The sequence below is a fragment of the Sneathiella litorea genome (assembly GCF_009882915.1).
GTDB lineage: Bacteria > Pseudomonadota > Alphaproteobacteria > Sneathiellales > Sneathiellaceae > Sneathiella > Sneathiella litorea.
In genome coordinates, this window is sequence record NZ_WTUW01000002.1 from 678,135 (window position 1) to 701,599 (window position 23,465).

29 protein-coding genes and 2 tRNA genes are annotated in these 23,465 nt (G+C 55.8%); 7 read left to right on the plus strand and 24 right to left on the minus strand.

Annotated elements, in window-relative coordinates:
• Positions 1 to 5 precede the first annotated feature (5 nt).
• Complete coding sequence (locus GQE98_RS09495; protein WP_161315407.1) at positions 6 to 1,565, minus strand: acyl-CoA synthetase; 1,560 nt, start codon at positions 1,563 to 1,565, stop codon at positions 6 to 8.
• A 164-nt stretch (positions 1,566 to 1,729) separates the two neighbouring features.
• Between GQE98_RS09495 and GQE98_RS09500 the strand changes: the two genes are divergently transcribed.
• Complete coding sequence (locus tag GQE98_RS09500; RefSeq protein ID WP_161315408.1) at positions 1,730 to 2,143, plus strand: PaaI family thioesterase; 414 nt, start codon at positions 1,730 to 1,732, stop codon at positions 2,141 to 2,143.
• A 15-nt stretch (positions 2,144 to 2,158) separates the two neighbouring features.
• Here GQE98_RS09500 and GQE98_RS09505 read toward each other — a convergent pair whose 3' ends face one another.
• Together GQE98_RS09505 and GQE98_RS09510 are read right to left on the minus strand one after the other, a co-directional pair.
• Entirely contained in the window at positions 2,159 to 2,584 is a 426-nt protein-coding gene (locus tag GQE98_RS09505; RefSeq protein ID WP_161315409.1) for a hypothetical protein, read from the minus strand.
• Between the two features lie 262 nt (positions 2,585 to 2,846).
• Complete coding sequence (locus GQE98_RS09510) at positions 2,847 to 4,301, minus strand: amidase (RefSeq protein ID WP_161315410.1); 1,455 nt, start codon at positions 4,299 to 4,301, stop codon at positions 2,847 to 2,849.
• Between the two features lie 195 nt (positions 4,302 to 4,496).
• Here GQE98_RS09510 and GQE98_RS09515 point away from each other — a divergent pair, with 195 nt between their 5' ends.
• On the plus strand, positions 4,497 to 5,252 hold the full coding sequence (locus GQE98_RS09515; RefSeq protein WP_161315411.1) for a phosphatase PAP2 family protein: 756 nt from the start codon (positions 4,497 to 4,499) through the stop codon (positions 5,250 to 5,252).
• A gap of 34 nt (positions 5,253 to 5,286) precedes the next feature.
• Here the strand turns inward: GQE98_RS09515 and GQE98_RS09520 are convergent, their stop codons facing one another.
• The 8 genes from GQE98_RS09520 to GQE98_RS09555 form a co-directional block, all read right to left on the minus strand.
• On the minus strand, positions 5,287 to 7,926 hold the full coding sequence (locus tag GQE98_RS09520) for a valine--tRNA ligase (RefSeq protein WP_161315412.1): 2,640 nt from the start codon (positions 7,924 to 7,926) through the stop codon (positions 5,287 to 5,289).
• A 79-nt stretch (positions 7,927 to 8,005) separates the two neighbouring features.
• Entirely contained in the window at positions 8,006 to 8,815 is an 810-nt protein-coding gene (locus GQE98_RS09525) for a DUF2497 domain-containing protein (RefSeq protein ID WP_161315413.1), read from the minus strand.
• A gap of 108 nt (positions 8,816 to 8,923) precedes the next feature.
• Positions 8,924 to 10,285, minus strand: coding sequence for a TolC family outer membrane protein (locus GQE98_RS09530; RefSeq protein ID WP_161315414.1), 1,362 nt, complete (start codon positions 10,283 to 10,285; stop codon positions 8,924 to 8,926).
• 197 nt (positions 10,286 to 10,482) lie between these two features.
• On the minus strand, positions 10,483 to 11,139 hold the full coding sequence (locus GQE98_RS09535) for a protein-L-isoaspartate O-methyltransferase family protein (RefSeq protein WP_161315415.1): 657 nt from the start codon (positions 11,137 to 11,139) through the stop codon (positions 10,483 to 10,485).
• 133 nt (positions 11,140 to 11,272) lie between these two features.
• The gene (locus tag GQE98_RS09540) at positions 11,273 to 12,004 is read right to left on the minus strand and encodes a proteasome-type protease (RefSeq protein WP_161315416.1); all 732 of its coding nucleotides are present in this window, start codon (positions 12,002 to 12,004) and stop codon (positions 11,273 to 11,275) included.
• 32 nt (positions 12,005 to 12,036) lie between these two features.
• Positions 12,037 to 12,837 carry a transglutaminase family protein gene (locus GQE98_RS09545; RefSeq protein WP_161315417.1) on the minus strand — a complete coding sequence of 267 codons (801 nt, stop codon included), beginning with the start codon at positions 12,835 to 12,837 and terminating at the stop codon, positions 12,037 to 12,039.
• A gap of 4 nt (positions 12,838 to 12,841) precedes the next feature.
• Positions 12,842 to 13,783: an alpha-E domain-containing protein gene (locus GQE98_RS09550; RefSeq protein ID WP_161315418.1), complete on the minus strand. Its 942-nt coding sequence runs from the start codon at positions 13,781 to 13,783 to the stop codon at positions 12,842 to 12,844.
• A gap of 6 nt (positions 13,784 to 13,789) precedes the next feature.
• A complete protein-coding gene (locus GQE98_RS09555; protein ID WP_161316260.1) occupies positions 13,790 to 15,217 on the minus strand; it encodes a circularly permuted type 2 ATP-grasp protein in 1,428 nt (475 codons plus the stop codon).
• Positions 15,218 to 15,549: 332 nt separating this feature from the next.
• Between GQE98_RS09555 and GQE98_RS09560 the strand changes: the two genes are divergently transcribed.
• The 4 genes from GQE98_RS09560 to GQE98_RS09575 all read left to right on the plus strand — a co-directional run bounded on the left by GQE98_RS09560 (position 15,550) and on the right by GQE98_RS09575 (position 16,398).
• A tRNA-Cys gene (locus GQE98_RS09560) sits at positions 15,550 to 15,623 on the plus strand.
• Positions 15,624 to 15,737: 114 nt separating this feature from the next.
• Positions 15,738 to 15,932, plus strand: a complete 195-nt coding sequence (locus GQE98_RS09565; RefSeq protein WP_161315419.1) for a YqaE/Pmp3 family membrane protein — start codon at positions 15,738 to 15,740, stop codon at positions 15,930 to 15,932.
• A gap of 83 nt (positions 15,933 to 16,015) precedes the next feature.
• Positions 16,016 to 16,207, plus strand: coding sequence for a YqaE/Pmp3 family membrane protein (locus GQE98_RS09570; protein ID WP_161315420.1), 192 nt, complete (start codon positions 16,016 to 16,018; stop codon positions 16,205 to 16,207).
• Positions 16,208 to 16,322: 115 nt separating this feature from the next.
• Positions 16,323 to 16,398, plus strand: a tRNA-Asn gene (locus GQE98_RS09575).
• A 116-nt stretch (positions 16,399 to 16,514) separates the two neighbouring features.
• On the opposite strand, the gene GQE98_RS09580 is transcribed toward GQE98_RS09575, so the two are convergent.
• The 7 genes from GQE98_RS09580 to GQE98_RS09610 form a co-directional block, all read right to left on the minus strand.
• Positions 16,515 to 16,700 (minus strand): hypothetical protein, encoded by a 186-nt coding sequence (locus GQE98_RS09580; RefSeq protein ID WP_161315421.1) that lies wholly within the window; start codon positions 16,698 to 16,700, stop codon positions 16,515 to 16,517.
• A 3-nt stretch (positions 16,701 to 16,703) separates the two neighbouring features.
• On the minus strand, positions 16,704 to 17,027 hold the full coding sequence (locus tag GQE98_RS09585) for a hypothetical protein (protein WP_161315422.1): 324 nt from the start codon (positions 17,025 to 17,027) through the stop codon (positions 16,704 to 16,706).
• The gene (locus tag GQE98_RS09590; RefSeq protein WP_161315423.1) at positions 17,024 to 17,200 is read right to left on the minus strand and encodes a hypothetical protein; all 177 of its coding nucleotides are present in this window, start codon (positions 17,198 to 17,200) and stop codon (positions 17,024 to 17,026) included. Before GQE98_RS09590 ends, GQE98_RS09585 begins: the two co-directional genes overlap by 4 nt.
• Positions 17,197 to 17,661 carry a hypothetical protein gene (locus GQE98_RS09595; RefSeq protein ID WP_161315424.1) on the minus strand — a complete coding sequence of 155 codons (465 nt, stop codon included), beginning with the start codon at positions 17,659 to 17,661 and terminating at the stop codon, positions 17,197 to 17,199. Before GQE98_RS09595 ends, GQE98_RS09590 begins: the two co-directional genes overlap by 4 nt.
• 138 nt (positions 17,662 to 17,799) lie before the next feature.
• A complete protein-coding gene (locus tag GQE98_RS09600; RefSeq protein ID WP_161315425.1) occupies positions 17,800 to 18,735 on the minus strand; it encodes a ketopantoate reductase family protein in 936 nt (311 codons plus the stop codon).
• 131 nt (positions 18,736 to 18,866) lie between these two features.
• The gene (locus GQE98_RS09605) at positions 18,867 to 19,610 is read right to left on the minus strand and encodes a hypothetical protein (RefSeq protein WP_161315426.1); all 744 of its coding nucleotides are present in this window, start codon (positions 19,608 to 19,610) and stop codon (positions 18,867 to 18,869) included.
• A 125-nt stretch (positions 19,611 to 19,735) separates the two neighbouring features.
• Positions 19,736 to 20,122, minus strand: coding sequence for a hypothetical protein (locus tag GQE98_RS09610; RefSeq protein WP_161315427.1), 387 nt, complete (start codon positions 20,120 to 20,122; stop codon positions 19,736 to 19,738).
• A 449-nt stretch (positions 20,123 to 20,571) separates the two neighbouring features.
• Between GQE98_RS09610 and GQE98_RS18280 the strand changes: the two genes are divergently transcribed.
• Positions 20,572 to 20,694: a hypothetical protein gene (locus GQE98_RS18280; RefSeq protein ID WP_281351268.1), complete on the plus strand. Its 123-nt coding sequence runs from the start codon at positions 20,572 to 20,574 to the stop codon at positions 20,692 to 20,694.
• A 116-nt stretch (positions 20,695 to 20,810) separates the two neighbouring features.
• On the opposite strand, the gene GQE98_RS09615 is transcribed toward GQE98_RS18280, so the two are convergent.
• Genes GQE98_RS09615 through GQE98_RS09640 form a run of 6 tightly spaced genes read right to left on the minus strand, consistent with a single transcriptional unit; the run spans position 20,811 to position 23,464 of the window.
• The gene (locus GQE98_RS09615; RefSeq protein ID WP_246157254.1) at positions 20,811 to 21,155 is read right to left on the minus strand and encodes a hypothetical protein; all 345 of its coding nucleotides are present in this window, start codon (positions 21,153 to 21,155) and stop codon (positions 20,811 to 20,813) included.
• 12 nt (positions 21,156 to 21,167) lie between these two features.
• The gene (locus tag GQE98_RS09620) at positions 21,168 to 21,833 is read right to left on the minus strand and encodes a lipase family protein (RefSeq protein ID WP_161315429.1); all 666 of its coding nucleotides are present in this window, start codon (positions 21,831 to 21,833) and stop codon (positions 21,168 to 21,170) included.
• Entirely contained in the window at positions 21,830 to 22,033 is a 204-nt protein-coding gene (locus GQE98_RS09625; RefSeq protein WP_161315430.1) for a hypothetical protein, read from the minus strand. Before GQE98_RS09625 ends, GQE98_RS09620 begins: the two co-directional genes overlap by 4 nt.
• Positions 22,034 to 22,051: 18 nt before the next feature.
• Positions 22,052 to 22,270 carry a hypothetical protein gene (locus GQE98_RS09630; protein ID WP_161315431.1) on the minus strand — a complete coding sequence of 73 codons (219 nt, stop codon included), beginning with the start codon at positions 22,268 to 22,270 and terminating at the stop codon, positions 22,052 to 22,054.
• Entirely contained in the window at positions 22,267 to 22,620 is a 354-nt protein-coding gene (locus GQE98_RS09635) for a hypothetical protein (RefSeq protein ID WP_161315432.1), read from the minus strand. Before GQE98_RS09635 ends, GQE98_RS09630 begins: the two co-directional genes overlap by 4 nt.
• Before the next feature lie 25 nt (positions 22,621 to 22,645).
• A complete protein-coding gene (locus GQE98_RS09640; RefSeq protein WP_161315433.1) occupies positions 22,646 to 23,464 on the minus strand; it encodes a hypothetical protein in 819 nt (272 codons plus the stop codon).
• Position 23,465 lies beyond the last annotated feature (1 nt).

Sequence of the window (23,465 nt, forward strand, 5' to 3'; positions counted from 1 at the left end):
CGGGCCTAGCTGACCTGCTTTTCCTTTGTCGCCCAATAGGGCTTGCGCAGTTCGGTTTTAAGAATCTTCCCCGCCCCCGAGAGCGGCAGCGGATCGCTGGTAAAATCAACGCTGCGCGGGCATTTGAACCCGGCAATCAGGGTATGGCTGAACTCGATAATTTCCGCATCCGTCGCCGCCTGCCCCTCATGCAGGCGGACGATGGCATGCACCTGCTCGCCCCAGGTTTCATGGGGCACGCCAATCACGGCACATTCGGCGACCGCCGGATGCTGATAAACCGCGTTTTCCACTTCGGCGGAATACACATTCTCCCCGCCGGAAATGATCATGTCCTTCACCCGGTCAACGATGTAAACGAAGCCCTGTTCATCCATATAGCCGCCGTCGCCGGAATGCATCCAGCCACCACGCAAGGCTTCGGCCGTCTGTTCGGGCTTGTTCCAGTAGCCAAGCATGACATTGGCGCCGCGCACGCAGACCTCCCCGACGGTGCCGGGGGGCACTTCCTCATCATTGGCATCGAGAATCCGTACCTCGCAGGAATAGACCGGCCGACCGGCGGATTTGAACCGGCCCGCGTTCGGCCCCTCCAGCACATGGAATTCCGGCCCGGTAAAAGTGACTAGCGGCGCGCATTCGGTCTGGCCATAGGCGTGGGTGAAGCCCGTGCCCGGCAAGACTTCCAACGCCTTCATGATCACCGCCTCCGGCATCGGGGACGCACCGTAGATGATGTCTTTCAGGCTGGACATATCATAATTGGCGATATCCGGATCATTGACCACCATATTGACCATGGTCGGCACCAGAAGCGTATTTGTGATCTTATATTCCTGAACTGCCTCCATCGTGCCTTTCGGTGTGAAGCCCGGAATGAAGACATGCACGCCGAGGCCCATGGTCGTCCCGAAGACCGCCGCGCCGTCCGCGATATGGAACATCGGCGCCACATGCAGCCAGCGTGCATCCTCCTTGAAGTTAAAGCAGGGCATGGAGTTCAGCGTATTCACAATAAAGTTTGAATGGCTGAGCATCACGCCTTTCGAGACACCCGTCGTCCCGCCGGTATAGAACAGCCCCGCAAGATCATCAAAGCCCCGGCCCGCATCCGGCACCGGATCATGATCGGCCAACAGTTCCTCATAGTTCAGCATACCCTCCGGCGTGGCGCCATCGCCGATATAGATAACCTCCCTCAAGCTCGCGACTCGTTTCTTAAGCTCCGGGACAGCAGGTGCAAAGGCATCGTCGACCAGCAGGATTTCCGATCCGGAATCCTTCAGCCAATAAGCAAACTCCGGCACCGCTAGGCGCGTATTGACGGGAACAAACACCCCGCCCGCCCAGGGCGTTGCATAATAGAATTCCAGATATCGGTCCGAGTTATGGGCGAGAATGGCGACCCGCTCTCCCTCCGTAATGCCGAGGGACCGGAGCGCTCCGGCAAACTTCTGCACCCGTATCGCAAACTCGCCATAGGTCCGCTCCCGCCCGGCGCAGATGGTGGCGATGCTGTCGCGCTTGGTTTGCACCGCGCGCATCAATAATTGTGAGATAAACATTCCCTGCTCCCTGTGTTTTACTTTTTAGAAATATTAGGGGATTCGCGGTCAAGGTAAAGGAAAAGGATACTCCGCCAGATGGATGGGGAATTGCATTGCATATTGCCCCGATCTGGAACATGCGCCATTGTAAGAACGGCAAAAATCTAACAACAAAGGGCCGCATGTCAGAAATAACCATAGAAGAAGCCCGGAAATTTTTTGAAAACAGCTTCTCCGACTGGATCAAGGAGCTGGATATCACCATTACCGATATTTCACCGGGAAGCGCCACCTTGCGCATTCCCGCAACCAAGAGGATCAACCGTCTGGGGGGCATGATCTGCGGTCAGGCCATCATGGCGCTGGCCGATACGGCCATGGTGTTCGCGGTTGCCACCAACGCGGGTTCCTTCGTCTCCATGACTTCGGTGAATATGCAAACCACCTTCCTCCGCCCGGCAGAGGGAGAGGAAATGTTCGCCGTCGCCAAGGTGATTAAATCCGGCAAGCGACTTGTTTACGGGGAAATAAATCTGCATATGGGGGACGCGTCAAAGCCGGTCTCCCACGTCACGACCAGCGTCATGCTGCTTTAAACGGGGTTTTCCCTTTTACTTCTTCAGGAAGGCGCCCTGCCGATGATCATCGATCAGGCGGTCGGATAATTTTGGCGACGCCAGCCTGATCTGCTGCTGTCGCGGTGCGTCCCCGGTATCATAAATATCTTCCGTATAGTCCTGAAGGCTGGGCGACATGTAAACCGATTCTTCCTCAAGCGCGCTATAACTGTTTCTCGCCGGCTGGTATCCCCGCGCCAGCAGGGAATGGTAGTGCCAGGCATTATAGACAAAGATGAAGACGGGCATGGAGAATCCAAGGGTCGCGAGATTGACCAAAGACATACCAACAAAGCCGAGGATATGGCCGCGATACAGCGCCGGAAAGGGGCCGAAAAACAGGCAGGACCAGGAAATGCCGGAGTAGGCGATTGCCCGCTTGCGGGAATGCGGCTCGATCATCGGAATGGCATAGGCCATTTTTACCTCCAAAGCAGAAGTTCCGCCGCGCTTCCGGTCCATATTCGCCGCACGAACCGAGGCTTTGCAGCGTGGTTATCCTGTGACAAGGAATAGCAAGGATTCCTTTACAAAACCTTGCTATCCGCCTGCAATTTAACAAAAACTTTACGCTCCGGCCGGGCGGAACCGTATTTTCCTTTTAAATACAGTATCTTGCCAAAGGCTGCCGAAAATAAGGCATTTTCGGGGAGTCTTTGGGGTTAAGGCCCGGGCCTATATATCAATCATAGCCGGGTGGTGGGGTAAAGCCGCCGAATGCCTCCTCGATCAACTGGCAGAGCTTCAGCGAGGTCTTGTCCTCCCCATAGGCGGCAACTGCCTGCAACCCGACTGGAAGACCGCCGGGTGTGACCCCTGCCGGGACGACGGTCGAGGGCAGATCAACCATGTTGGAATAACCGGCCCAGAACATCTGGTCCGTGCTCGGCTGCGGGGTACCGTTGATGTCGATCATCCGGTCCTGCCGCTCCCCTTTCTGGTTCTGCGGGAATGCAGGCCCGGCGGCGGAGGGGCAGATAAGGATATCCCATTCGCCGAAGAATTCTGCCCATTTAAGTGCCATCAGGTGACGTTCATTATTGATCCGCAGCCATTCCTTGTGCGGCATGGTCCCGGCCCGCGCCATCAGGGTGAGATAGCTTTTATCCTTTGGGTCTGCGTTGGCCGTAATTTTGCGGAAGCGTTCAAGCTGCGCGTCAGGGAGCGCGCCGGAAGTCGCCGCCCGGAGCAGCAGGATATAGGTTTCATAGGCCGCCGCAATCGGGATATCCGGTCGCGCGGTCCGGCTGACGCGGGCGCCCGCCGCTTCCAGCTTGTCGGCAATCCCGTTCAGCGCCGCCTGATAGTCATTATCCACATCGAAACCCTCGGCGCTCGTCATCACGGCAACGCGGAAATCCTTCAAATGCCGGTGGCGCGCCGGTTTCAGGTTGAGGGCCCAGGCGCTGTTCTGCGGGCTTCCCGCCCCCGCCATCACATCGAGCGCGATCTCCAGGTCGAAGGCAGAGCGCGCGAGTGGCCCCAGCACCGCAATATCATTGTCGGCAACAATCCCCGGCGGCTTCTGGCCTTGGCCCGGAATGATGTTATAGGTCGGCTTATGCCCGCAAACACCACAGTAATGGGCCGGATTGCGGATGGACGCGCCAATATCGGAGCCGGTCTCGATTCCCGACAGTCCGGCCGCCAGCGCCGCCGCCGACCCGCCGGAGGAGCCCCCCGGCGTCCGCGTAAGATCCCACGGGTTATTCGTTGTACCATAAATATCATTGAAGCTCTGCCAGTCGGCGAGCATGAAGGGCACATTGGTCTTGCCGAAGATATTCGCCCCCGCGTCGAGAAGCCGCTGCACGCTGAGCGCGTTCTTCTCGGGGTAATGATCCTTCCACGCCGGATTGCCCCAGGTCGAAGGGCTGCCCACAAGGTTGTAGCTTTCCTTGATCGTCATCGGCACGCCATGTAAGGGCCCGAGCCGGTCGCCGCGGATGCGCGCCGCGTCTGCGTCCCGCGCCCGCTTTCGGGCCGTTTCCTCGTCCATCCAGATCACGGCGTTGAGGTCGCCATTATATTTCCCGATCCGCGCAAGATAGTGATCGAGCAGTTCTTCCGCCCCGATTTCCCCCTGAGCGATTTTCGCCGCCTGTTCATGGGCGGACGCAAAATGAATATCTGTCATGGATGAGGTCCCTTCTGCTGGCGCCGGGTATTCCCGGTTTCTCATTGCTGGAATTATAGGTTGAAGTGTAAGACTATTTTCGCATCCGCCTCAATCACAAAGTTGGGTGTCGAGATTGACTTGCGCGTTTCCCTCGCCCTAAAAAGCGTTTAGTATGAAATTACTTTGGAAAAAATAGAGTTAGATTCGATCACCATGTCCCTTTCTCCCGCGTCAAATACGACTTCCTTTCGCTCACGCGTTACCATATTGATCATCTGCACTCTATTGGCGGTTCTTCTGCTGGTCTCGGGCCTCACGGGACTGTACGAAACTGTCTGGAAAAGTATCGATACAGGGATATTCCGCAGCCTTAACAGCACCATTACGCCGGACGGTTTCCTGACCCATTTCTGGGCCTGGACAAACAGCAAGACATTCGATTACGCCACCTTCGTCGCCATGCTGGGGATCTGTGTTTACATGGTATTGTCATCGGAGAGACAAGAACGAATCCCGGTTATGGCCAGGATCGGCGCCATCACCTTTCTTATATTGATCGCCCTGCTGATCTCGAAAAAGGTCATTGGCGATTTCCATCACCCGAGCCCCGGGCTCGCCCTCGCGTCCTTTAACAATATAAATGACTTTATCACCGGCTATACGGTCAAGACCTCGACCGACAATTCCTTTCCTGGCGATCATGCCATGACCAGCGCGTTGTTCGCGGGCGGGGTGATCCTGCTGTTTCGCAACCGTCCCGCAATCGCGGTTCTGAGTGTCCTGTTGATGATTTTCGTCAGTGTCCCGCGCCTTGCGGGCGGTGGTCACTGGTTTACGGACGTAATCTTGGGGGGTGGTGCGGCCTGTCTGATCCTGCTGCCTTGGCTGACGGTCATTCCGCTTGTCGACTGGATCGAGAAGGTGCTGAACTGGGGCTGGGACAAGGCCCCCGCCTTCCTGAAAAGATAGGCCGGACGCCCGTCAAGGCAGCCGGCTCTAGTCTTTAAAGCTCCGCGAGGCGGGCCGCCGCGTCATTCAGCTTGGCAAGTTGGGTTTCGGCATCGGCAAGTTTCGCCTTCTCCCCCTCAACCACATTTGCCGGCGCATTGGCGACGAACTTCTCATTGCCGAGCTTCTTGTTGAGGCCCGTCATATAGCCTGAGAGCTTACCGATCTCCTTTTGAATCCGCGCCTTCTCCGCGTCGAGATCCATTGCCCCCGCCAGCGGGAGAAGAACAATCGCCCCCTTATGGACGAACTGGAGCGCGCCTTTCGGCACCTCGGCATCGGTCTCATAAGACTCCAGCCGCGCCATGCGGGCGATAATGTCCCAATGTTTTTCAAGCCGGGCTTTATCCTCCGCGCTGCCGTCATTGAAGATCAGCGGAATTTTTGCGCCCGCGGGCACGTTCATCTCGCTGCGGACACCGCGAATGCCGGTAATCAACTCCTGCACCCAGTCCATTTCCACTGCGGCGGCCGCATTGGCTGCCTCTGCCGGATAAGCCGGCCAGTCAGCAATGATCAGGTCGGTTTCCCGCGTTGCGGCGACACTGCCCCAAAGCTCTTCGGTCACGAAGGGCATAAAGGGATGCAGGATTTTCAGGATCTGGTCCAGTGCCCAGGCCGCCGTCGCCTGCGTTTCCGCCTTGTCATCTCCCTGGAAGGGCAGTTTCGCGAATTCGAGATACCAGTCGCAGAAGACATTCCAGGTGAAGGCGTATATGGCATTGGATGCATCGTTGAAACGGTAGCTTTCAAGCGCGGCACGCACTGCCGCCTCGCATTTCACTGTCTCACCAACGATCCATTGGTTGATGGTTTCCTTGACCGCAAAGGGATCGAAGCCATCCGGCACCTTGCACTCATTCATCTCGCAGAAGCGTGCGGCATTCCAGAGCTTGGTCGCAAAATTGCGATAGCCCTCGACCCGTTGTTCGGAAAGACGAACGTCACGTCCCTGCGCCGCGCTGGTGGAGAGGAAGAAACGCAGCGCATCGGCGCCGTATTTATCCATCAGCTCTAACGGGTCAACTACATTGCCCTTGGATTTCGACATCTTCGCGCCCTGCTCATCGCGGACAAGCGCATGAATATAGACCGTGTGGAACGGTGCCTCCTCCATGAAATGCAGGCCCATCATCATCATCCGGGCGACCCAGAAGAAGATAATGTCAAAGCCGGTGACCAGAACATCCGTCGGGTAATAGCGATCGAGTTCCGGTGTCTTGTCCGGCCAACCGAGGGTAGAGAACGGCCAAAGCGCAGAGGAGAACCAGGTATCCAATACGTCCGTATCGCGGGTAATTTCCTCTTTCCGACCGTAATGCGCCTCAGCCGCGGCGAAGGCCGCCTCCTCTGATTCTTCAACGAAGATCATCCCGTCCGGGCCGAACCAGGCGGGAATACGATGCCCCCACCAAAGCTGGCGTGAGATACACCAGGGCTGGATATTACGCATCCAGTCGTAATAGGTATTGGTCCATTTCTCGGGCACAAATTTTGTCTTGCCGCTTTCCACAGCACGGATGGCGGGCTGGGCCAGCGTCGCCGCGTCGGCGAACCACTGATCGGTGAGCAAGGGTTCAATGATCACGCCGGACCGGTCGCCATAGGGCACCGTATGCGGATGATCGTCGATTTTCTCCAAGAGACCGAGGTTTTCCATCTCGGCGACGGCTTTCTTGCGTGCCTCGAACCGCTCTACTCCCCGGTAGGCCTCCGGCACCGCGTCATTGAGATGCGCGTTCTCATCCATGATGTTGATCACCTCAAGCCCGGCGCGTTTGCCAACCTCGAAGTCATTGAAATCATGGGCGGGGGTAATTTTCACCGCACCGGAGCCCTGTTCCGGGTCCGCATAGTCATCGGCGACAATTGGGATACGCCGCCCAACGATGGGCAGTATGGCAAACTTGCCGACAAGATCCTTGTAACGCTCATCCTCCGGGTGAACCGCAATGCCCGTATCGCCAAGCATCGTCTCGGGTCGCGTGGTGGCAACAGTGATGAAGTGCCCCTCTTCCCCCTCGACCGGATAGCGGAAGTGCCACATATGGCCGTTGACTTCCTTCTGCTCGACTTCAAGGTCGGAAATCGCCGTGTGGAATTTCGGGTCCCAGTTGACCAGCCGCTTGTCGCGGTAGATCAGGCCCTCCTTATAGAGCTGTACGAACACCTTGCGGACGGCCTTCGACAGCCCCTCGTCCATGGTGAAGCGTTCGCGGTCCCAGTCACAGGTGGCACCGAGGCGTTGCAACTGCTGGAAAATCTGGCCACCAGACTGATCTTTCCATTCCCAGACCTTGTCGATGAACTTCTCGCGGCCGAGGTCATGGCGGGTCATCCCCTGTTCGCCGAGCTGGCGTTCGACCACCATCTGGGTCGCAATACCGGCATGGTCCATTCCCGGCTGCCAGAGCACATCCTTGCCCCGCATCCGCTCGAACCGGACCAGCACATCCTGCAGGGTATTATTGAGCGCATGGCCCATATGCAGGCTGCCCGTCACATTCGGAGGCGGGATGACAATCGTGTAGGTATCGTCGGATTTGGCGCGTCCACAGGAAAACGCCCCTTGCTCCATCCATTTTGAATAGAGCTTTCCCTCGACCTCATCGGGTCGATAAGATTTGTCCAGCATTGCTGAACCTTTCTTTATTGATTAGTCGGCAAAAAATTCGGGAGTAATATAGTCGGCTCACCACCCGGGAGGAAGGACTTTATTCTTCGTCGTCCGCCCGGTCAGCAAGCTTGCTCACTTCGCGCTCAACAATGCGCTGCACGATCTGGGGGAGATTCTGATCGAGCCAGTCCTTCAGTATCGGACGGAGCATATCCTTGACCATGTCTTCCAAAGTTGCATTCTTACCCATCTGCAATCCTCGTGATGATGCTACGGCACCGGCCAAGCTGGCAAAAGCGGTCGTCGTCGCGGCAATTGTAGGGTCAGCCAACAGGCTGCTGCTAATTTTCTCAGCCGTCGCTTTACCCGATTCAGGTTCTGCTTCAGGCTCAGATTCGGTTTCGGCTTCCACTGCGACCTCAGGTTCGGCTTCAACCTCGGCCTCAGGCTCAGGCTCAATTTCAACCTCCGCCTCTTCCTCGAATTCCTCGTGGAGGGTGAAAGCCTCGTCGTCTTCAATCTCGTCCGTCAGTTCCAGAACATCTTCATCAGGTTCAACTGCAGACACAGTTTCCGAAACAACTTCTTCTCTGACTTCATCTATAGCTTTTTCCAGAGCGTCTTCTTCCACTTCAGCGGCGAGTTCAATCTCGGGCTCAGGTTCCGGCTCTGCTTCAGGTTCCGGTTCCGGTTCTGGCTCCAGTTCCGCCTCGGTCATGGCGTCCAGCTCATCCTCAGATTTTTCGTCCGAACCCGCATCGGCCTCGACATCTGCTTGCTTTCCAGCAGCGTTGGCTTCAGCACCTTCTTCCGGGGTGTCTTCGTCCCCATCTTCGGAGATGATACGCCGGATAGAGGCCAGAATCTCCTCCATCGTCGGTTCTTGTTCTGTCGTTGGATTGCTCATAGTCAATTCACCATTCAAACCGGGGGGCCATAGTTCGCGACATGTATGTTTTGCATCGTTTTCATTTGCTCATACAATCAACTATGGCCGGTTTAATTTAATTAAATCTTAATCCAATCCGCCATCTGTACCGAACCACTTGTTACGTACCCTGTCATAGTTGGCAGCCGGATCATAGTACTCAACGTCGAGGTTGAGATCACGCGCATTCAGTTTGCCGATCGACGCGAGAACCGTGTAAATCGCCACATATTGATCGCGCCGCGCGGTTACAAGATCAACCTTGCTTTGCAGCAGTTCCTGCTCTGCGTTCAACACATCAAGCGTGGTGCGTGAACCAACCTGGGCTTCCTGCTCGACACCTTCCAGCGCGATTGTATTGGCGCGCACCGCTTCTTCATTGGCGCCGATCCGTGACCGGGACGTTTCAAGAAGTTCCCAGGACTGGATCACAGATTCACGGATGCTGCGAACCGTTTCCTCAATTTCCAGCATCCGCTGGCTGTTAACCTGCCGTGCCTGACGCACCTGGCTGTAAACGGATCCGGACTGGTAGAGCGGCACCGTCAGCACAGCGCCGATCCGCGCGGTATCGTTATTCGTATTCGCGCCGGCCTGATCGCGGCCGGTTGACAGACTGCCTTCAACATCAAGGGATGGAAGCAACTGCCCCGACGTTGCGCGAATCGTATGGCGAGAACTTTCCTCGTTGAATTTAGCGGCCTGGATATCCGGATGGTTATCAAGGGCGATCGTCAGGGCTGCCTCTTCCGACTCCGGGAAGTCGTCGGGTACCAAAGGGTCCTCAAGGCTCTCCGGTGGGCGTCCAACGATCCGTTCGAAATTGGCGCGCGTGGAGCGAAGGTTACCTTCTGCCTGGATCAGGTTGGAAATTGAGTCTGCAAGACGGGCCTCTGCCTGGGCAACGTCTGTACGGGTAATTTCCCCAACCTGGAAACGATCATTTGCGGCATCCAACTGGCGCCGAAGCACCACCGTGTTATTCTGGTTCAGCTCGACCAGCGCTTCATCCCGAAGCACATTCATATAGGCCTCGACGGCGAACTGGAAAATATTCTGCTCAGTGGAGAGCAAACCGGCCCGTGCGGCCTGGACGGTTGCTTCGGCGGATTTGGTTGATGCAACCGTTTGTCCGCCCGTATAAACCGGCTGAGACACGACCAGCGCTGCTTCGCGCGGGTTGGAATCTTTATTACCGCCCGCCCCCAGCGTATTTGAAGAATTATGCTGCGCGGCAACCTCACCGGTTGCGTAAACTTCCGGGCGCCAGCCGGACAAAGCCTGCGGTACATTTTCATCAACGCCGCGAACATTTGCCCGCTGCGCTAACAAACTCGGATTATTTTGATAGGTTGATGCCAACGCATCACGCAGCGTCTCGGCATTAACCAGAGACACGGGCATTGTAATGGCGATTACAGATGCAACGGTCAAAGCTACTTTTTTCATCAAACTCGCCTCTCGAACCCAAATTTAGGCCGCCTATTAATTAACCATAGCCGAATTTAGTCCCGATACCGATTTCAATCAACAATTTTAAATGAATCGCCTATTTGAAACCTAAAACCCGAACCGTTCAGCGTTGTATCACGATCCCCGTTATTTCCGGCGAACATGACAAAATTAGTGACGCCCGCACCCTTCAATCAGAATTCAAAGGACGTCGCGCTCATCAGGTCCGGGAGTGCCGGAACTGACGCATCAAAGACCGCGCGCGGGAAAAAGTTGCTTCCCTGACGACGGTAGACAGTTGCAACACCCGGGTTCGACCCGAGGACACAGATCAGTCGTCCGCCTTCCGCCAGCTGATCCAGCAGGCTTTGCGGCGCAGTGGTAATCGCGCCATTGATATGAATGACGTTGTAGGGCCCCTGCTTGGCATTTCCGTCGGCCAGCGTGCCTTCAACAACTGCGACATTATCACTTTCCAGTCGACTGAGGATTTCGCTTGCGGTTTCAACCAGCGCCGGATCACTCTCAATCGCGACAACGGCCTGTGCCAAAAACCCGAGAACGGCGGAGGAATATCCTGTCCCGCAGCCAATATCGAGCACAACGTCTGTCGACTGGATATCAGCCTCCTGCAACAGGCGACCAAAGACACGTGGCTCCACGATGAAACGCCCGGGCGCGACTTCCAGATCCTCGTCCAGATAGGCGACACCACGCAGTTCTTTGGGCACGAATTCCTCGCGCGGAACCGTATCCATGGCCTCCGCCACCCGGTCGTTCGTTACTCGGTTCGGCCGCAATTGACTGAGCACCATATGATGGCGCGCCTCGGCGAATTTTTCAGAGATCATGTTTTCTGATCACCCCTTAATACAAACTTCCGTGGTTATACTGAATTACTGCCCTCTTACGCAAGCCATAAGGTAACCACGGGCAAGCGTCGTCATATTATCGGCGGCGCTTTAAAATTTTATAGATCCTGCCTTAAAAACGAAAAGCAGGCAATGAACGGAAGGCTTCCCGCAAGGCATCTCCCCAGCCGGTGGAAATCTGGTTGAAATATGGGTCATCGACCGGGATGCGTTGTTCCTGCTTTATCTGGAAGGCATCATTCTCATACACCTGCAGATCCAGCGGCAGGCCGACCGAGAGATTGGCCTTGATGGTCGAATCAAAGGATACCAGCATCAACTTGACCGCTTCTTCATAACTCATGTCAGGGTCATAGGCCCTGACCAGGATCGGCCGGCCGTATTTCGTCTCCCCAATCTGAAAAAACGGGGTCTCTGCGGACGCCTCGATAAAATTACCCTCCGGATAGATAAGGAAAAGGCGTGGCGGACTTCCCTTGATCTGGCCGCCAAGGATCAGCGTTGCGTTGAAAGCCGCGTCCGCCTCCTGCCCTTCAATCGTTGATCCGTGTATTTCCTCGCGCACCGTCTCCCCGACAAGCCGCGCAACCTGGAACATCGACGGTGCCTCCAATATCGACGGCTTGCGGTCTTCCGGCGCCTTGGAGCGTTCATCAAGTGTGCTGATGATGGCTTGCGTTGTCGCAAGATTTCCCGCCGTCATCATGGTAATGGCGCGCTCTCCGGGGATGATCCAGCTGTGCATCTTCTTGAAGACCGACACGTTATCCACGCCCGCATTGGTGCGCGTATCCGACATAAAAACGAGGCCTTTATTGAGCCTCAACCCGATGCAATATGTCATTCTTTTTATTCAGCCCTTAACTTACCGACACGTTACTGCTGCACCTGCAGCATGACATCCATATCTTCTCCGCCAGAGCCCATCCGCAAGCCCGAAATCGGCGCCGCATCCTTGTAATCCAGCCCCGTCGCCACCCTGATATAGCGATCATCCGGTGAAATGCCATTGGAAACATCAAAGCCGACCCAGCCAAGATCAGGTAGATAGGCTTCGGCCCAGGCATGGGTTGCGTCCTGCTGAGTGCGGTCATTCATCAACAGATAACCACTGACATAGCGCGCGGGATAGCCCATTTTCCGAACCGCCGAAACAAAGATATGCGCATGGTCCTGACACACGCCACTGGCGGAGATCAATGCCTCTTCGGCCGTTGTCTCCGAATGGGTTTCGCCGGTCTGGTACGGCACCACCTTGCCAATCAGGTGCGACAGCGAGTGCAGCCGCGTGACATCCGATTCATGGTCGGTACCGAGCTGCTCGATCAGTTTCTCGACCCTGCGGCCCGGCTCTGTCAACGGGGTTGGCTTCAGGAAAAACCAGAGCGGCGCAAATCCGTTATTCTGGCCAATGATGCCATGCAGGTTGGTCGTATCAACCTCCCCCTCGCAAAGGATGCTGACTTCGGTCTCGCCCGGATCAATCGAGACAAGCATGACATGGTTATTGAACTGATCATTAAACTCCTGCTCGCGCGCGCCGCCGGTCACTGTCACATCCCAATACACCACATTCTGCCCGACACCGGATCTGGGCATCAGGCGAAGCTGTTGCAGCGCGTAATACACCGGCTCATCAAAGCGGTATTTTGTAAGATGCGAAATTTTCAGCAGCATAAAGTTATCCGATAAAACGGTAGTCTTGTTCAATCTGGTTGCCCAGCGCCATGTTGTCCCGGATGAAGGTCGTGATAAACTCGTGCAATCCTTCGTCAAAGATGGACGCGATCGAGCTATCTTTTAATCTTTGTAATATTGGGGCCGCCATCTCGTGACAATCGAGCCGGAGCCCGTAATCTGCCTCAAGATAGCCTAAATTATCAACAATTTTCGCATAACTGAAGGATAATGATCTCGGCAACCGTTGGTCGAGAATGATAAATTCGGCAATGCTCATCGGGTTGATTTCCCCGGGATTAAGCCATCGGAAGGCGCGCTGCGCCGAAACGGACCGCAGGATCGATTCCCACTGAACATTATCGAGAGAGGACCCGACAAAGGAGGCAGAGGGCAATAGAACGTAATATTTAACGTCTAGGATTCGCGCCGTGTTGTCCGCACGCTCCAGAAATGTCCCAAGACGGGCGAAGTCGAAAATATCATTGCGCAGCATCGTCCCGTGCAACGCGCCACGCACTAGCGCACTTTGCTGGCGGATCGTACCGAGAACCTCCGGCAGGTCCCGTTCCGAAATCGGATGGGCGAGCAGGTCCTTCAGTGTGATCCAGCATTCATTCGTTGCTTCCCACACCTCGCGGGTGAGTGCCGTGCGCACCATTCGCGCATTATTGCGGGCGCCTTCGATAACCGACCACACGCTGGAAGAATTGTTCGTATCCCGGAGCAGGAAGTCGATCACGTTGCGGGCGATATATTGATCATATCTGGCGGTATAAGCATCCGTCACCCCGGCGGCGGCAACAACGGACGCCCATTCATTTTCGGCTGCGGAAGAACGGGTCAGCGCAATGCGAAAGCCCGCGTCGAGCATCCTCGCCGTATTTTCGCTTCGTTCAAGAAAGCGGAACATCCAGAAGAGACCGCCTGCGGTTTTACCTAGCATTGCGCGTCACTCCTCCAATACCCAGGTATCTTTCGTGCCGCCGCCCTGACTCGAATTCACGACCAGCGATCCGGCCTTCAGGGCGACCCGGGTCAATCCGCCCGGTGTAATATTAACGCTGCGCGGTGAGACCAGCACAAAGGGCCGAAGGTCGACGTGACGCGGCGCAAGACCCTTTTTTGTCAGGATCGGCACTGTCGAAAGCGCCAAGGTCGGCTGGGCAATATAGTTGCCGGGCCGGGCTTTCAGTTTACTGCGGAAGGCAGAGATCTCCCGCTTGCTCGCGGCCGGGCCGACCAGCATGCCATATCCGCCCGATCCATGCACTTCCTTCACCACCAGTTCCTCAAGATTATCGAGCACATAGGCAAGCGCCTCCGGCTCTGCGCAGCGCCATGTCGGCACATTTTTGAGTATCGCGCTTTCGCCGGTGTAAAATTCAACAATTTCAGGGATATATGAATAGATCGCCTTGTCGTCGGCAATCCCCGTACCGGGCGCATTGGCAATGGTAATCCCGCCCGCACGATAGACATCCATGATGCCGGCCACGCCGAGCTGCGATTCCGGGTTGAAGTTGAGCGGATCGAGATATTCATCATCTACCCGACGATACAGGACGTCGATTGGGGCAAAACCTTGCGTCGTTCGCATGGCGATGCGCCCATCAATGACGCGCAGATCGTGCCCCTCCACCAATTCCGCCCCCATCTGGTCAGCGAGGAAGGAATGCTCGAAATAGGCGGAGTTGTGAATTCCGGGGGTCAGGACAGCCACAACCGGTTTGCCATCACAAGCAGGCGGTGCACACTCGCCCAGGGACCGGCGCAGGTTTTTCGGGTAATCGCTGACGGACCGGACTTTCACCTGCGCGAAAAGCTCCGGGAACATATGCAACATGGTCTCCCGATTTTCCAGCATATAGGAGACGCCCGAGGGCGTACGCGCATTATCTTCCAGAACATAAAACTCATCCTCGCCCGTCCGGACAAGATCAGTTCCGACGATATGGGTATAAACATTCCCTGGCGGCGAGACACCAATCATCTGCGGCAGGAAGGCATCGTTATTGGCAATCAGTTCTTTTGGAATGCGCCCCGCGCGGATAATTTCCTGCCGGTGATAGATATCATGGAGAAAGGCGTTGATGGCCCGGACCCGCTGCTCGATACCGCGTTCCAGCCGCGCCCATTCCCGCGCCGAGATGACACGCGGAATAATATCGAACGGGATAAGCCGTTCCGCCGCCTCCTCGCGGCCATATACATTGAAGGTGATGCCGGTGCGTCGGAAAAAAGCTTCGGCCGCGCTTGATTTGCGCCGCAACCTTGCCGGGTCTTCACCCGACAGCCATTTCTGATATTCATCATAAGGGTAGCGAACGTCTCCCGCTTCCCCGTTCATTTCATCGAAAACAGTCTGGGTTTTCTGCATGGAAACTAGATTAGAGGATTTATACTGCGGTGCAACCGCAAAATTACCCCGGTAGATAAAATATTGAAAAAAGGAAACAAATCCTTTTTTCCCGTTCATCAAGGAGGCGCCTTTTCCGACCAACTCGAACCGCCACTCGCGTCACTTACAACCGGGTGGACGCGTGGAATTTCCCAACCTGACAGGCCCTCATGGATCATTTCCAGCGCGCCGGGAAAGTCATCATTCAGGTAGCCTGGCGGGCGCGGCCAGAAGCGCCCATTGTTGCGCTTGACACTCTTCGCCGAAAGCCTTACAACGCCTAGGCTTTTGGCAATACACCACGATTTTGAGGCCTGGTGGCGGAGTGGTGACGCAGCGGATTGCAAATCCGTCTACACCGGTTCGATTCCGGTCCAGGCCTCCAATTTTCCCATTGTTTTATCCTGAATCTCTCACAAGACGCTGGCTTCGCGCGTCCTGACTGAGGCGCTGCCCGATATGCCGCGTCGTCGATTGTCAAGCACCGCAGGAGAGATCAATGTTTGTCTCGATTGGAATTTTGCTGCCCTGGCTGATTTTTTTTATGTTGGGCCGCACCGTGGAAGGAATCATTTGCCTGATTCTGCAACTCACTGTCATAGGCTGGCCGCCGGCCGCCTTTTGGGCCCTGATGACGCAGCACCGCGCCAGCCCGAGCCGCTGCGAACCGAGAGCACTTAGGCCTGAAAAATAACCACCTCCCGCTCCCCGATCATTTGCCAAGCAGAGTGATCTTGAGTAAGCTCCACTGTAGTATTATTTATTGAGGGAGTTACCATGAGACTGATTATCGCGCTTATCTTGCCATTTTTGGTTTTCTTCACCATTGGCAAGCCTTTTCAGGGGATTATCTGTCTGATCCTGCAAATCACGCTGATTGGCTGGATTCCTGCCGCGATCTGGGCTGTCTATGCGCTGAGCCAATATAATACGGACAAAAAAATATCTGAGGCCCACGGAGGCGATTAACCGGCGCGGCAATTTGCCCCATACGTAAAAATATTTGCAGAAATCCGAAAACAAGGCTTGGCAGGGGTAAACGCAATTGCTATAAGCCGCCAACCCGATATAATTCGGGTCCTGATCCCCGATAGCTCAGTTGGTAGAGCAGCTGACTGTTAATCAGCCTGTCACAGGTTCGAGTCCTGTTCGGGGAGCCAATTCAAAAGCCTTCGGAAGCAATTCCGGAGGCTTTTTTATTCCCGCCATGTGAGTTTTCATGCAGGAAAATTCAGATGAAAAAAGGAAGGCCCTTGCAGCCTCCCTTTTTGTTGAGTCAGTTATTCTTTGCGAGTGCGGCGTCGATGACACGGCGGAGGTCGCTTGCCTCCTCCCCCACATGTGCAAGGATGGCGTCAACGTCGGACTGGGAAAGCTCACCCTTCTGGGCCCGAAGCGCGGTATTCACAAGGAACGCGCCGCCCTCGATCAGGGCGATAATGGAGGCAGAAGTGATATCCATGGGCTAGCTCCTTTCCCCGGTTTCAGTCTCGGCCATGATCCGCGCCTCCAGTAATATCACCGACTGCCCGGCAAGACGGCTCAGCGCCGTGGTATGATCGATATTGGAGGTGCAGCTTTCCTCGACAATGACCGAGGCGTTGCGGATATCGTGCAGCGTGGCAGGATTGTCGATGGTGCCATCAAGGATATAGTTCTTCACGATCCCCATGGTGGTGGCGAGGCCATCGCAGGTCACCAGCAACTGATCACGCGCCGAGAGCGTCCCCAGCGGCGACGCGCATGCCCCGAGGCCCAACAGCAGCGCGACAACAAGAAGACGCCTCATTTCAGAGCCTCCGTCGAGATGGCGGCGCGGATGGTCATGGCGGTTAAGGCCGCAAAAACCGCCTCAATCATGTCCTGCATCGCGATTTCATCGAGCAGGTAGCTACCCACCGCTGCAACAATGGCGAGAAACGCCGTTACATAGGTTTTCTTTCCCTTCAAATAGTCTTTCATGAAATTATTCCTTCTGTTAGAGGACGGGCGCATTTCATATATCGTGCCACCGTGCCGCGCCCGAGCGCGGTGTTGTAATGTCGTTTCCAATAGGCTGCCTGCCCCGCCCTGTCGGTGGGGATCGCCCCGGGTTTCCGCCAGTAATGAATGCGGCAGATCGCAGTCGCGAACTTAAGGTTCCAGACAAGCTGCTCTGCCGTCGGTGGCCAGTCGCCCGCGGCAAGCGGGCGTAGCCGCCTTGCAATATCCTCCCGCCGCTCGAGATAGCGGAGAATATCGTCATAGGTCGCGGGCTCACATTGATAGACACCGAGAGCGGGGCCCTTAACCTGCCGGAGAGCGCGAAAGCCACTTTCCACAAGGCCGGTCCCGAGAACGAGATTTTCCGCCGCCTCCCCGCCCATTTGAAGCGCGGTCAATGTCGGGCGCACGACAAGCCCGCGCAGATCGTCGATGATCATGCCGAAGGTTCCCTGCATTATGTCGAGTGGATTGCCTGGTCTACGCGCAGGCAGGCGCGGCCGCCTGACATCAGGCGGCAGTTCCCGGCCGCTAGGCCGGAGTGTCAGTCTTTCTGCAAAATATCCGTTGCCCGGGGGCTAGGCCGTATTGCGGCCCTCTTTATGCGGGAGCAGAAGCGCATAGGCCATATCATGGATCGGGCTTTGAAGGCCGAGGCGCTTACTCTCCCGACAGAGCCATCCGACGATGCTTTCCAGCTCCAGCGGCTTGCCCCGCTCCAGATCCTCCAGCATTGACGCCTTCGTCGCCGGATTGGATTTGGTTATGACAAAATGCACCTGCTTTTCCGCGATGGTATCGGGCACATCTGCACCCTTGGCGCGACCGAGCGCGCAAACCTCCTTCATCGCGCGAAGTAACAGGTCCTGCATTTCTACAGTGGTAATCCAGCCCCCGACGGGCAGACGGGTCAGGCAACCGATCATGTGAAAAGGTGCCAGAACGACATATTTCGACCAGATTTCCTTCATCGGTTCCTTGAGCGCAAAGGCATCGGTCCCGTGCGCCTGAAGTGCCGCCGCCAGCTCCTCATGGATCGCCGTATCGCGTGGGTGATAGGGGCCGAAAACTGTCCGGGTCAGACTGCCCGTCCGCAAGATCTGGCCCGGCGCCTCAACCACCGCCGGAATATAGGTAATGCCCGGCGAGACCCGGTCCTCGCCATATTTTTCGGCCAGCCGCTCAATCCCGTAAAGGCCATTCTGCAGGCTGATAATTTCGGTTTCCGGCCCGATCATGGGACGCATGTCATCCGCCGCCTGATCGGTGGACTGGCCCTTCACGGTGAAGAAGACCACATCACAGACACCCAGTTCCGCCGGACTGTCCGAGACAGCCGCGAATTTGACGTTCTGCGTGCCTTTCTCCGAGGTGATCGTGAGCCCGTCCGTGGAGAGCACGTCGCGGTTCTTTCCGCGCGCCAGCACCACGACGTCATATCCTGCTTCCACCAGCTGGAGGGCGAAATATCCACCGATCGCCCCTGCCCCGACTATTCCTATTTTTCGTGCCATTTTCTTTTCTTTCTTGTACGGGCCGGACGAAGGAGGAACGCTGTCCGGCGGCATGATGGTTACTGGCGGGCCGGCAGATGGCCGCACCCTTTTTCAGCAAGGGTAGGAAAAACGGCCGCCGCGGGCAAGCCTCAATAAGGTGCGCCGTAATTAATGGGCTGAATACCGATGGTTTCCCGATACAGGATCGAGAGAAAGGATAAAAACACTGCCATGATAAAGGGCATGATCAGGAAACTGGACAGCACGAAAAACACGATCCCCGCCAGTTCCGGCTTGTTAAGCAGTATCAGCAGCAGCATTGGCATATATATCAGGACATAGAGCCCGACCACCGCCACCAGTCCTAACAGGAAAGTCCCCACAAGAGGCAGGAACATGTCGATAATAGTCCGGGCAAACTCTTTCAGGGCCAGCGGCTGATCCAGGGCAATAGCCGGAAAAATAAACATCAGCGGCATGAAGCACAGGCACAGCAACGTCACGAACAACACGATTGACGCGCTGGAACCATCGCCCCCGCTCACCACATAGGCCTTCGCGAGAACATAGGTCACAACCACATAGCTAAGCATTGCCCCGGCAAACTTGATTTCCCGAAGTCCGAAATGCAGGCCGAAGGCCGGGTTCCTCCGTTCAAACTTGAAAACGGTATACCGATGCCAGTACACGGCAAAGATGGCATAGAAAATATCGTTCACGACCAGGCGGAAATATTCCGCCGGCGCCAGAATATTTGTCTCCAGCCAGGCAATAAGCCCCGTCATCATCACCACCGGCACAGCCCGGAACATACAGGCCCAGCGATGATGGATCACAAAGCGGAAAGCTTCCAGGAGACAGGCCGTCGGCTTAACTGTATGCGTAATTTCCATGCACGGCAGGCTAGCACCGAGACCCTAATCAAAGCTTAAATCGCGAGCATTTCCATAAAAAACGGCCAATACTCGATTGGCCGCCTGCTTTTTAGCTCTGCTTGAACCTGATATTTGCGGAAGGGCTACTTTCTCCGCCGACCGAGAAAAACGATGCCAGCGAATGCCGCCCCAAACAGAATCAGCGCTTCCAGGGCAAAACCACCGGCGGGAAGTCTGCTTTCCTGTGCGACCTTCTTGTCAGTGCTGCTTGAGATGATGGCGCTACTTCCGCCCTCCGGCTCCTTGTGTAGCGGAAGGAACCAGGCCGTTACCGTTGAGCTTGCAGTGCGAATAGCGTTTGTGCCCCCTGCACATGTAGGCGCCTGTGTGGACAGGGACTTGACACAGTCAACCGTCGAAGGGGCTGCCTTTACCTTTTCATTGGCGCTCAATAAAGATGCTAGAATTAGGATGACGATAAGACCCACAGCTAACGTCACGAGTTTAAGGTTCAGATGCTGGAAAGACATGACATGTCTCCATTCAAAATAAATTTTGTCCAATCAACTTATTGTTGGAAAATCAACTGTTGGAAATACAACAAAAGACACATTTTTTTAGTAATTATGTGTAAATTTTACCAGTATTTTGCTGAAAATCCAGTGTTTTTTTGGTTATAGTTAATAAAAATCAACAAAACACCAAATGAAATCCGCACAGCCAATCAACCTCTGGATGATCGTAAAAGTTTTCTATATTTTCGATCTCTAATAAAATTAATTGATCCATGTGACAGCTTTATGAAACCTCAATTGTCGAAACCCTAATATATAGTAATTTTAGCAAATAAATTCTCTTCTCTTCCTAGCCCTTGTCCCTCCTTGAACGGACTACCATTCCGGATCCGACTATTGCGCTGAAAATCGCCAATTCCCTGCGCTACGATACGTTGTAGGGCCTCTTCACGGTAGCCGGCACCATGGTCGGCCTTGGGTTTCAGTTGTTGTTGGTCGTGCTCGGTATCGGCGCATTGCGCGAAATTGCCGCAGATATCCTGACCTCGGAAGACATTCTTTGGGCGATACTCGCGGGGGCGCTTTAGCCGGTGATGATTCGACTTCAACGGATTCGCAATCAAATGACCGGCATCTTCATGATTGCTGCCGGTATCGGCCTCGCGATTGCCAACCAGAAATAGCGACCGGGTACTCTCCTCTGCTACAGGCCGGTTTCGCCGATGTCCATCCCTGCTTCTTCATCCAGGAAGCCACGGGCGCCGTGTCGGTCATCTGAAAAATCGAGTTCCCCCCGCCGGCTCACATCCTCTTCGCGATCGCCAAAGCTGCTCTCTTCGAGTAGACCAACTTTTTGCTGCGAACTCTCCGTATCGCGCCAGATACATCCCTGCAGGATTTCATGGGCAGGAAAGTTATCGTTCGCTTCCACCTCATCATCTTCCTCGGGATTCACAAGATAGGCTGCTTCTGCCGTTTCCTCGATAAAGCTGTCCGGTGCACTGGTTTCTTCATCCTTGATTTTGAGTTGTTGCACTGTTCTCATCATAGAACTCCTTCACTATTGCGGTTGATGAACTTGGTACTGCCCGCTCCGGCGCATACGAATGCCGGAAAGATAGGCGCTGATGGAATGGCCGAAGCCCGGAAGGCGAACGGTTCGGCCAATATGGTAATAAGGCTCCCTGACAAGAGGATCACTTCCCTGCACCTCTCCCGATATCGGTAACCGCGCGAGGACATCGCACCGATTGACGTAGCGGGTAACCCGGATATCGCGAGGATAAGCCCGGGCAAACTCCCGGTTACCAAGGCGCGGGCTGGCAAAGGCATAAACCCGCTCGGCCTCCAATAGCATCGCCGCCAGTGTCGCCAGTGCCGCGCCCATGGAATGACCGGTGAGGATAATCTCTTGCGCGCCTTTCAACTCCCGCCGGACCGCTGCCAGAACCTGCCAAAGCGCCTGATAATAGCCCTCATGCACCAGCCCATCTCCTGCCCAGGGGATCAGGTCGGTGGAGAGATTGCTGCGATAACTTCGCAGCTCCCGCCCGAACAACGCCGTGCCACGAAAGGCAACGATGGTGACCCCGGCCTTGCGCCCAACCCAGGCGAAATGATCCCGCCCCCGGATAGCCTGATAGCTGTAACCGAGCCGTGCCGCCCGCTCCGCCCCGTTCGGGTCATAGGCAATTTTTGCGCAGATGGCCGCCTCAAACAGCGTCATCTGTCGTCGGCGTTTCGGTTATGGCCGACATTCCCGGCGATCAGGTTAAGCATCTGGAACAGCCGATCGAGACACTGCATGTTCCAGCGTGTTGGCGTTAGCGCCGTGACAAGCGTCGCCAGCGTGACAAGACAGGTCAGCCCCTCAACCGCAAGCCAGATGATGTTCGGCAATTCGCCGGATGTGACAAACGCGCCCAATGTTCTCTCCTTGTCAATTTACAGATTGAAGGGCCGGAAGGCCTGCCCCAGCCAGGCGGCAAAGGTGGTTAACGCCGCAACGACAGTCCCTGTGATACCGATAACCTTCAGCGCGCCGCGCCCCATGCTGACCTGCAGGGTCAGGCTTTTGACGTCATCACGCAGTTCCACCATGTCGAGATGAAGATTCTCGATCCGGACCCGCATGGCGCCGATTTCCTGTTCCAGGTTAGTCATGGGGCGCCTCTCTTGGGACTTACTGCCATCGGATTAAAGGCGGCAGGTTGTGTTGGCGCACCCGTCCTGCGAAGACCAATACTGTTCCAATAGTCACCCGTCGCTTTCAGGCAGCTCATCCCTTGCGTATCTGTCTCTGTCAGTGTCCAGCGGTCACGTGATTTCGTCGCGAATATCTCAACCAGCGCGCCCCGGTTATTGAGGCCCTGTGCGATCAGCATCTCGCCGTACTTCTCCGCGAGATGCACCGCAAGTTCGCTGCGCGGGAGGCAGATCGGCGTTGCCGAAGCCGTTAAGCCGCCCATAAAAAAAGCGGCCCCGAAGACCGCTGAATAAATCAGATTTTTCATCTTTCCTCCCCTTGCAACCTCAATGCTATTCGATGGCCTGAATGCTGAACCATGTCGCGACATGACTTTCGATGTCCCGGCTGGCGCCGCTGTCCTGCCAGGCGACCAATTCAAAATAATCCCCGGGTGTGACGGCCAGCACCGGCGAGACAAAGCTCTGCATGGTGCGGTTCGTTTGCGCGTCGATATGCTCGAACGGGCGACCGTCGAAACTGCTCGATCCGTTTTTCTCGAGCAGGATTTCACGGGTGCCGCTCGAATTGCTGTCCCAGCGGACCTGCCCGCTCACGATCACTTTCGACACCCCGCTCGGTACGGTCAGGCGGCTGTTGTTGGTGGAATTGTCGTGATAATCGTCGGTATCATAGCTTTCGCTCGCCCAGTTGAGCGTAGTGTTGGTGCTGTCGGCAATGCTCTGGTTGGAACTCATCTTGACCAGCGCCCCTGCGTGGGTTCCGCCGCCCCCACCGCCCGAGGTACTGTCCGTCAGGCCGAGGACATCCGTCCCGTCGCAATAGAAGAGCCGGGTTTCCCCGTCCAGCACCTGCCCCGCCGCGCCGGAAGCGGTCTTGACCGTTGCCGTCTCCCCGCTCGCATTGGTCACCATGAAGGGGCGCTTGATCTCCGGCACGATGAAGTTAAAGCCGCCAGAGGGGCTGCCGCCGATGACATGGTGCCAGGCTTCCCGGAACTCGGCATCGCTGAGCGTTATGTCGCCCGCGCTCGGATCATGGCTCGCAATCTCATCACAGAGCGCGGATTCCAGCTTTGCGTCCGCGTCGTTGGAGGTGACGTAGGCAAGTGCCTGGCTCTCGGCGATCTGCGGTAAATCAAGTTCTGACATG

Excerpts from the sequence above, each read along its gene's own strand:
- GQE98_RS09640 (WP_161315433.1), bottom strand. The coding sequence starts at position 23,464 with ATGTCAGAACTTGATTTACCGCAGATCGCCGAGAGCCAGGCACTTGCC.
- GQE98_RS09585 (WP_161315422.1), bottom strand. The coding sequence starts at position 17,027 with ATGAGGCGTCTTCTTGTTGTCGCGCTGCTGTTGGGCCTCGGGGCATGC.
- GQE98_RS09555 (WP_161316260.1), bottom strand. The coding sequence starts at position 15,217 with ATGCAGAAAACCCAGACTGTTTTCGATGAAATGAACGGGGAAGCGGGA.
- GQE98_RS09495 (WP_161315407.1), bottom strand. The coding sequence starts at position 1,565 with ATGTTTATCTCACAATTATTGATGCGCGCGGTGCAAACCAAGCGCGAC.
- GQE98_RS09525 (WP_161315413.1), bottom strand. The coding sequence starts at position 8,815 with ATGAGCAATCCAACGACAGAACAAGAACCGACGATGGAGGAGATTCTG.
- GQE98_RS09520 (WP_161315412.1), bottom strand. The coding sequence starts at position 7,926 with ATGCTGGACAAATCTTATCGACCCGATGAGGTCGAGGGAAAGCTCTAT.
- GQE98_RS09545 (WP_161315417.1), bottom strand. The coding sequence starts at position 12,837 with ATGCTGCTGAAAATTTCGCATCTTACAAAATACCGCTTTGATGAGCCG.
- GQE98_RS09500 (WP_161315408.1), top strand. The coding sequence starts at position 1,730 with ATGTCAGAAATAACCATAGAAGAAGCCCGGAAATTTTTTGAAAACAGC.
- GQE98_RS09620 (WP_161315429.1), bottom strand. The coding sequence starts at position 21,833 with ATGACGCTGTTTGAGGCGGCCATCTGCGCAAAAATTGCCTATGACCCG.
- GQE98_RS09510 (WP_161315410.1), bottom strand. The coding sequence starts at position 4,301 with ATGACAGATATTCATTTTGCGTCCGCCCATGAACAGGCGGCGAAAATC.
- GQE98_RS09570 (WP_161315420.1), top strand. The coding sequence starts at position 16,016 with ATGAGACTGATTATCGCGCTTATCTTGCCATTTTTGGTTTTCTTCACC.
- GQE98_RS09595 (WP_161315424.1), bottom strand. The coding sequence starts at position 17,661 with ATGATCATCGACGATCTGCGCGGGCTTGTCGTGCGCCCGACATTGACC.
- GQE98_RS09580 (WP_161315421.1), bottom strand. The coding sequence starts at position 16,700 with ATGGATATCACTTCTGCCTCCATTATCGCCCTGATCGAGGGCGGCGCG.
- GQE98_RS09615 (WP_246157254.1), bottom strand. The coding sequence starts at position 21,155 with ATGATGAGAACAGTGCAACAACTCAAAATCAAGGATGAAGAAACCAGT.
- GQE98_RS09565 (WP_161315419.1), top strand. The coding sequence starts at position 15,738 with ATGTTTGTCTCGATTGGAATTTTGCTGCCCTGGCTGATTTTTTTTATG.
- GQE98_RS09635 (WP_161315432.1), bottom strand. The coding sequence starts at position 22,620 with ATGAAAAATCTGATTTATTCAGCGGTCTTCGGGGCCGCTTTTTTTATG.
- GQE98_RS09530 (WP_161315414.1), bottom strand. The coding sequence starts at position 10,285 with ATGAAAAAAGTAGCTTTGACCGTTGCATCTGTAATCGCCATTACAATG.
- GQE98_RS09630 (WP_161315431.1), bottom strand. The coding sequence starts at position 22,270 with ATGACTAACCTGGAACAGGAAATCGGCGCCATGCGGGTCCGGATCGAG.
- GQE98_RS09610 (WP_161315427.1), bottom strand. The coding sequence starts at position 20,122 with ATGTCTTTCCAGCATCTGAACCTTAAACTCGTGACGTTAGCTGTGGGT.
- GQE98_RS09605 (WP_161315426.1), bottom strand. The coding sequence starts at position 19,610 with ATGGAAATTACGCATACAGTTAAGCCGACGGCCTGTCTCCTGGAAGCT.
- GQE98_RS18280 (WP_281351268.1), top strand. The coding sequence starts at position 20,572 with ATGGTCGGCCTTGGGTTTCAGTTGTTGTTGGTCGTGCTCGGTATCGGC.
- GQE98_RS09540 (WP_161315416.1), bottom strand. The coding sequence starts at position 12,004 with ATGACATATTGCATCGGGTTGAGGCTCAATAAAGGCCTCGTTTTTATG.
- GQE98_RS09505 (WP_161315409.1), bottom strand. The coding sequence starts at position 2,584 with ATGGCCTATGCCATTCCGATGATCGAGCCGCATTCCCGCAAGCGGGCA.
- GQE98_RS09590 (WP_161315423.1), bottom strand. The coding sequence starts at position 17,200 with ATGAAAGACTATTTGAAGGGAAAGAAAACCTATGTAACGGCGTTTCTC.
- GQE98_RS09515 (WP_161315411.1), top strand. The coding sequence starts at position 4,497 with ATGTCCCTTTCTCCCGCGTCAAATACGACTTCCTTTCGCTCACGCGTT.
- GQE98_RS09550 (WP_161315418.1), bottom strand. The coding sequence starts at position 13,783 with ATGCTAGGTAAAACCGCAGGCGGTCTCTTCTGGATGTTCCGCTTTCTT.
- GQE98_RS09535 (WP_161315415.1), bottom strand. The coding sequence starts at position 11,139 with ATGATCTCTGAAAAATTCGCCGAGGCGCGCCATCATATGGTGCTCAGT.
- GQE98_RS09600 (WP_161315425.1), bottom strand. The coding sequence starts at position 18,735 with ATGGCACGAAAAATAGGAATAGTCGGGGCAGGGGCGATCGGTGGATAT.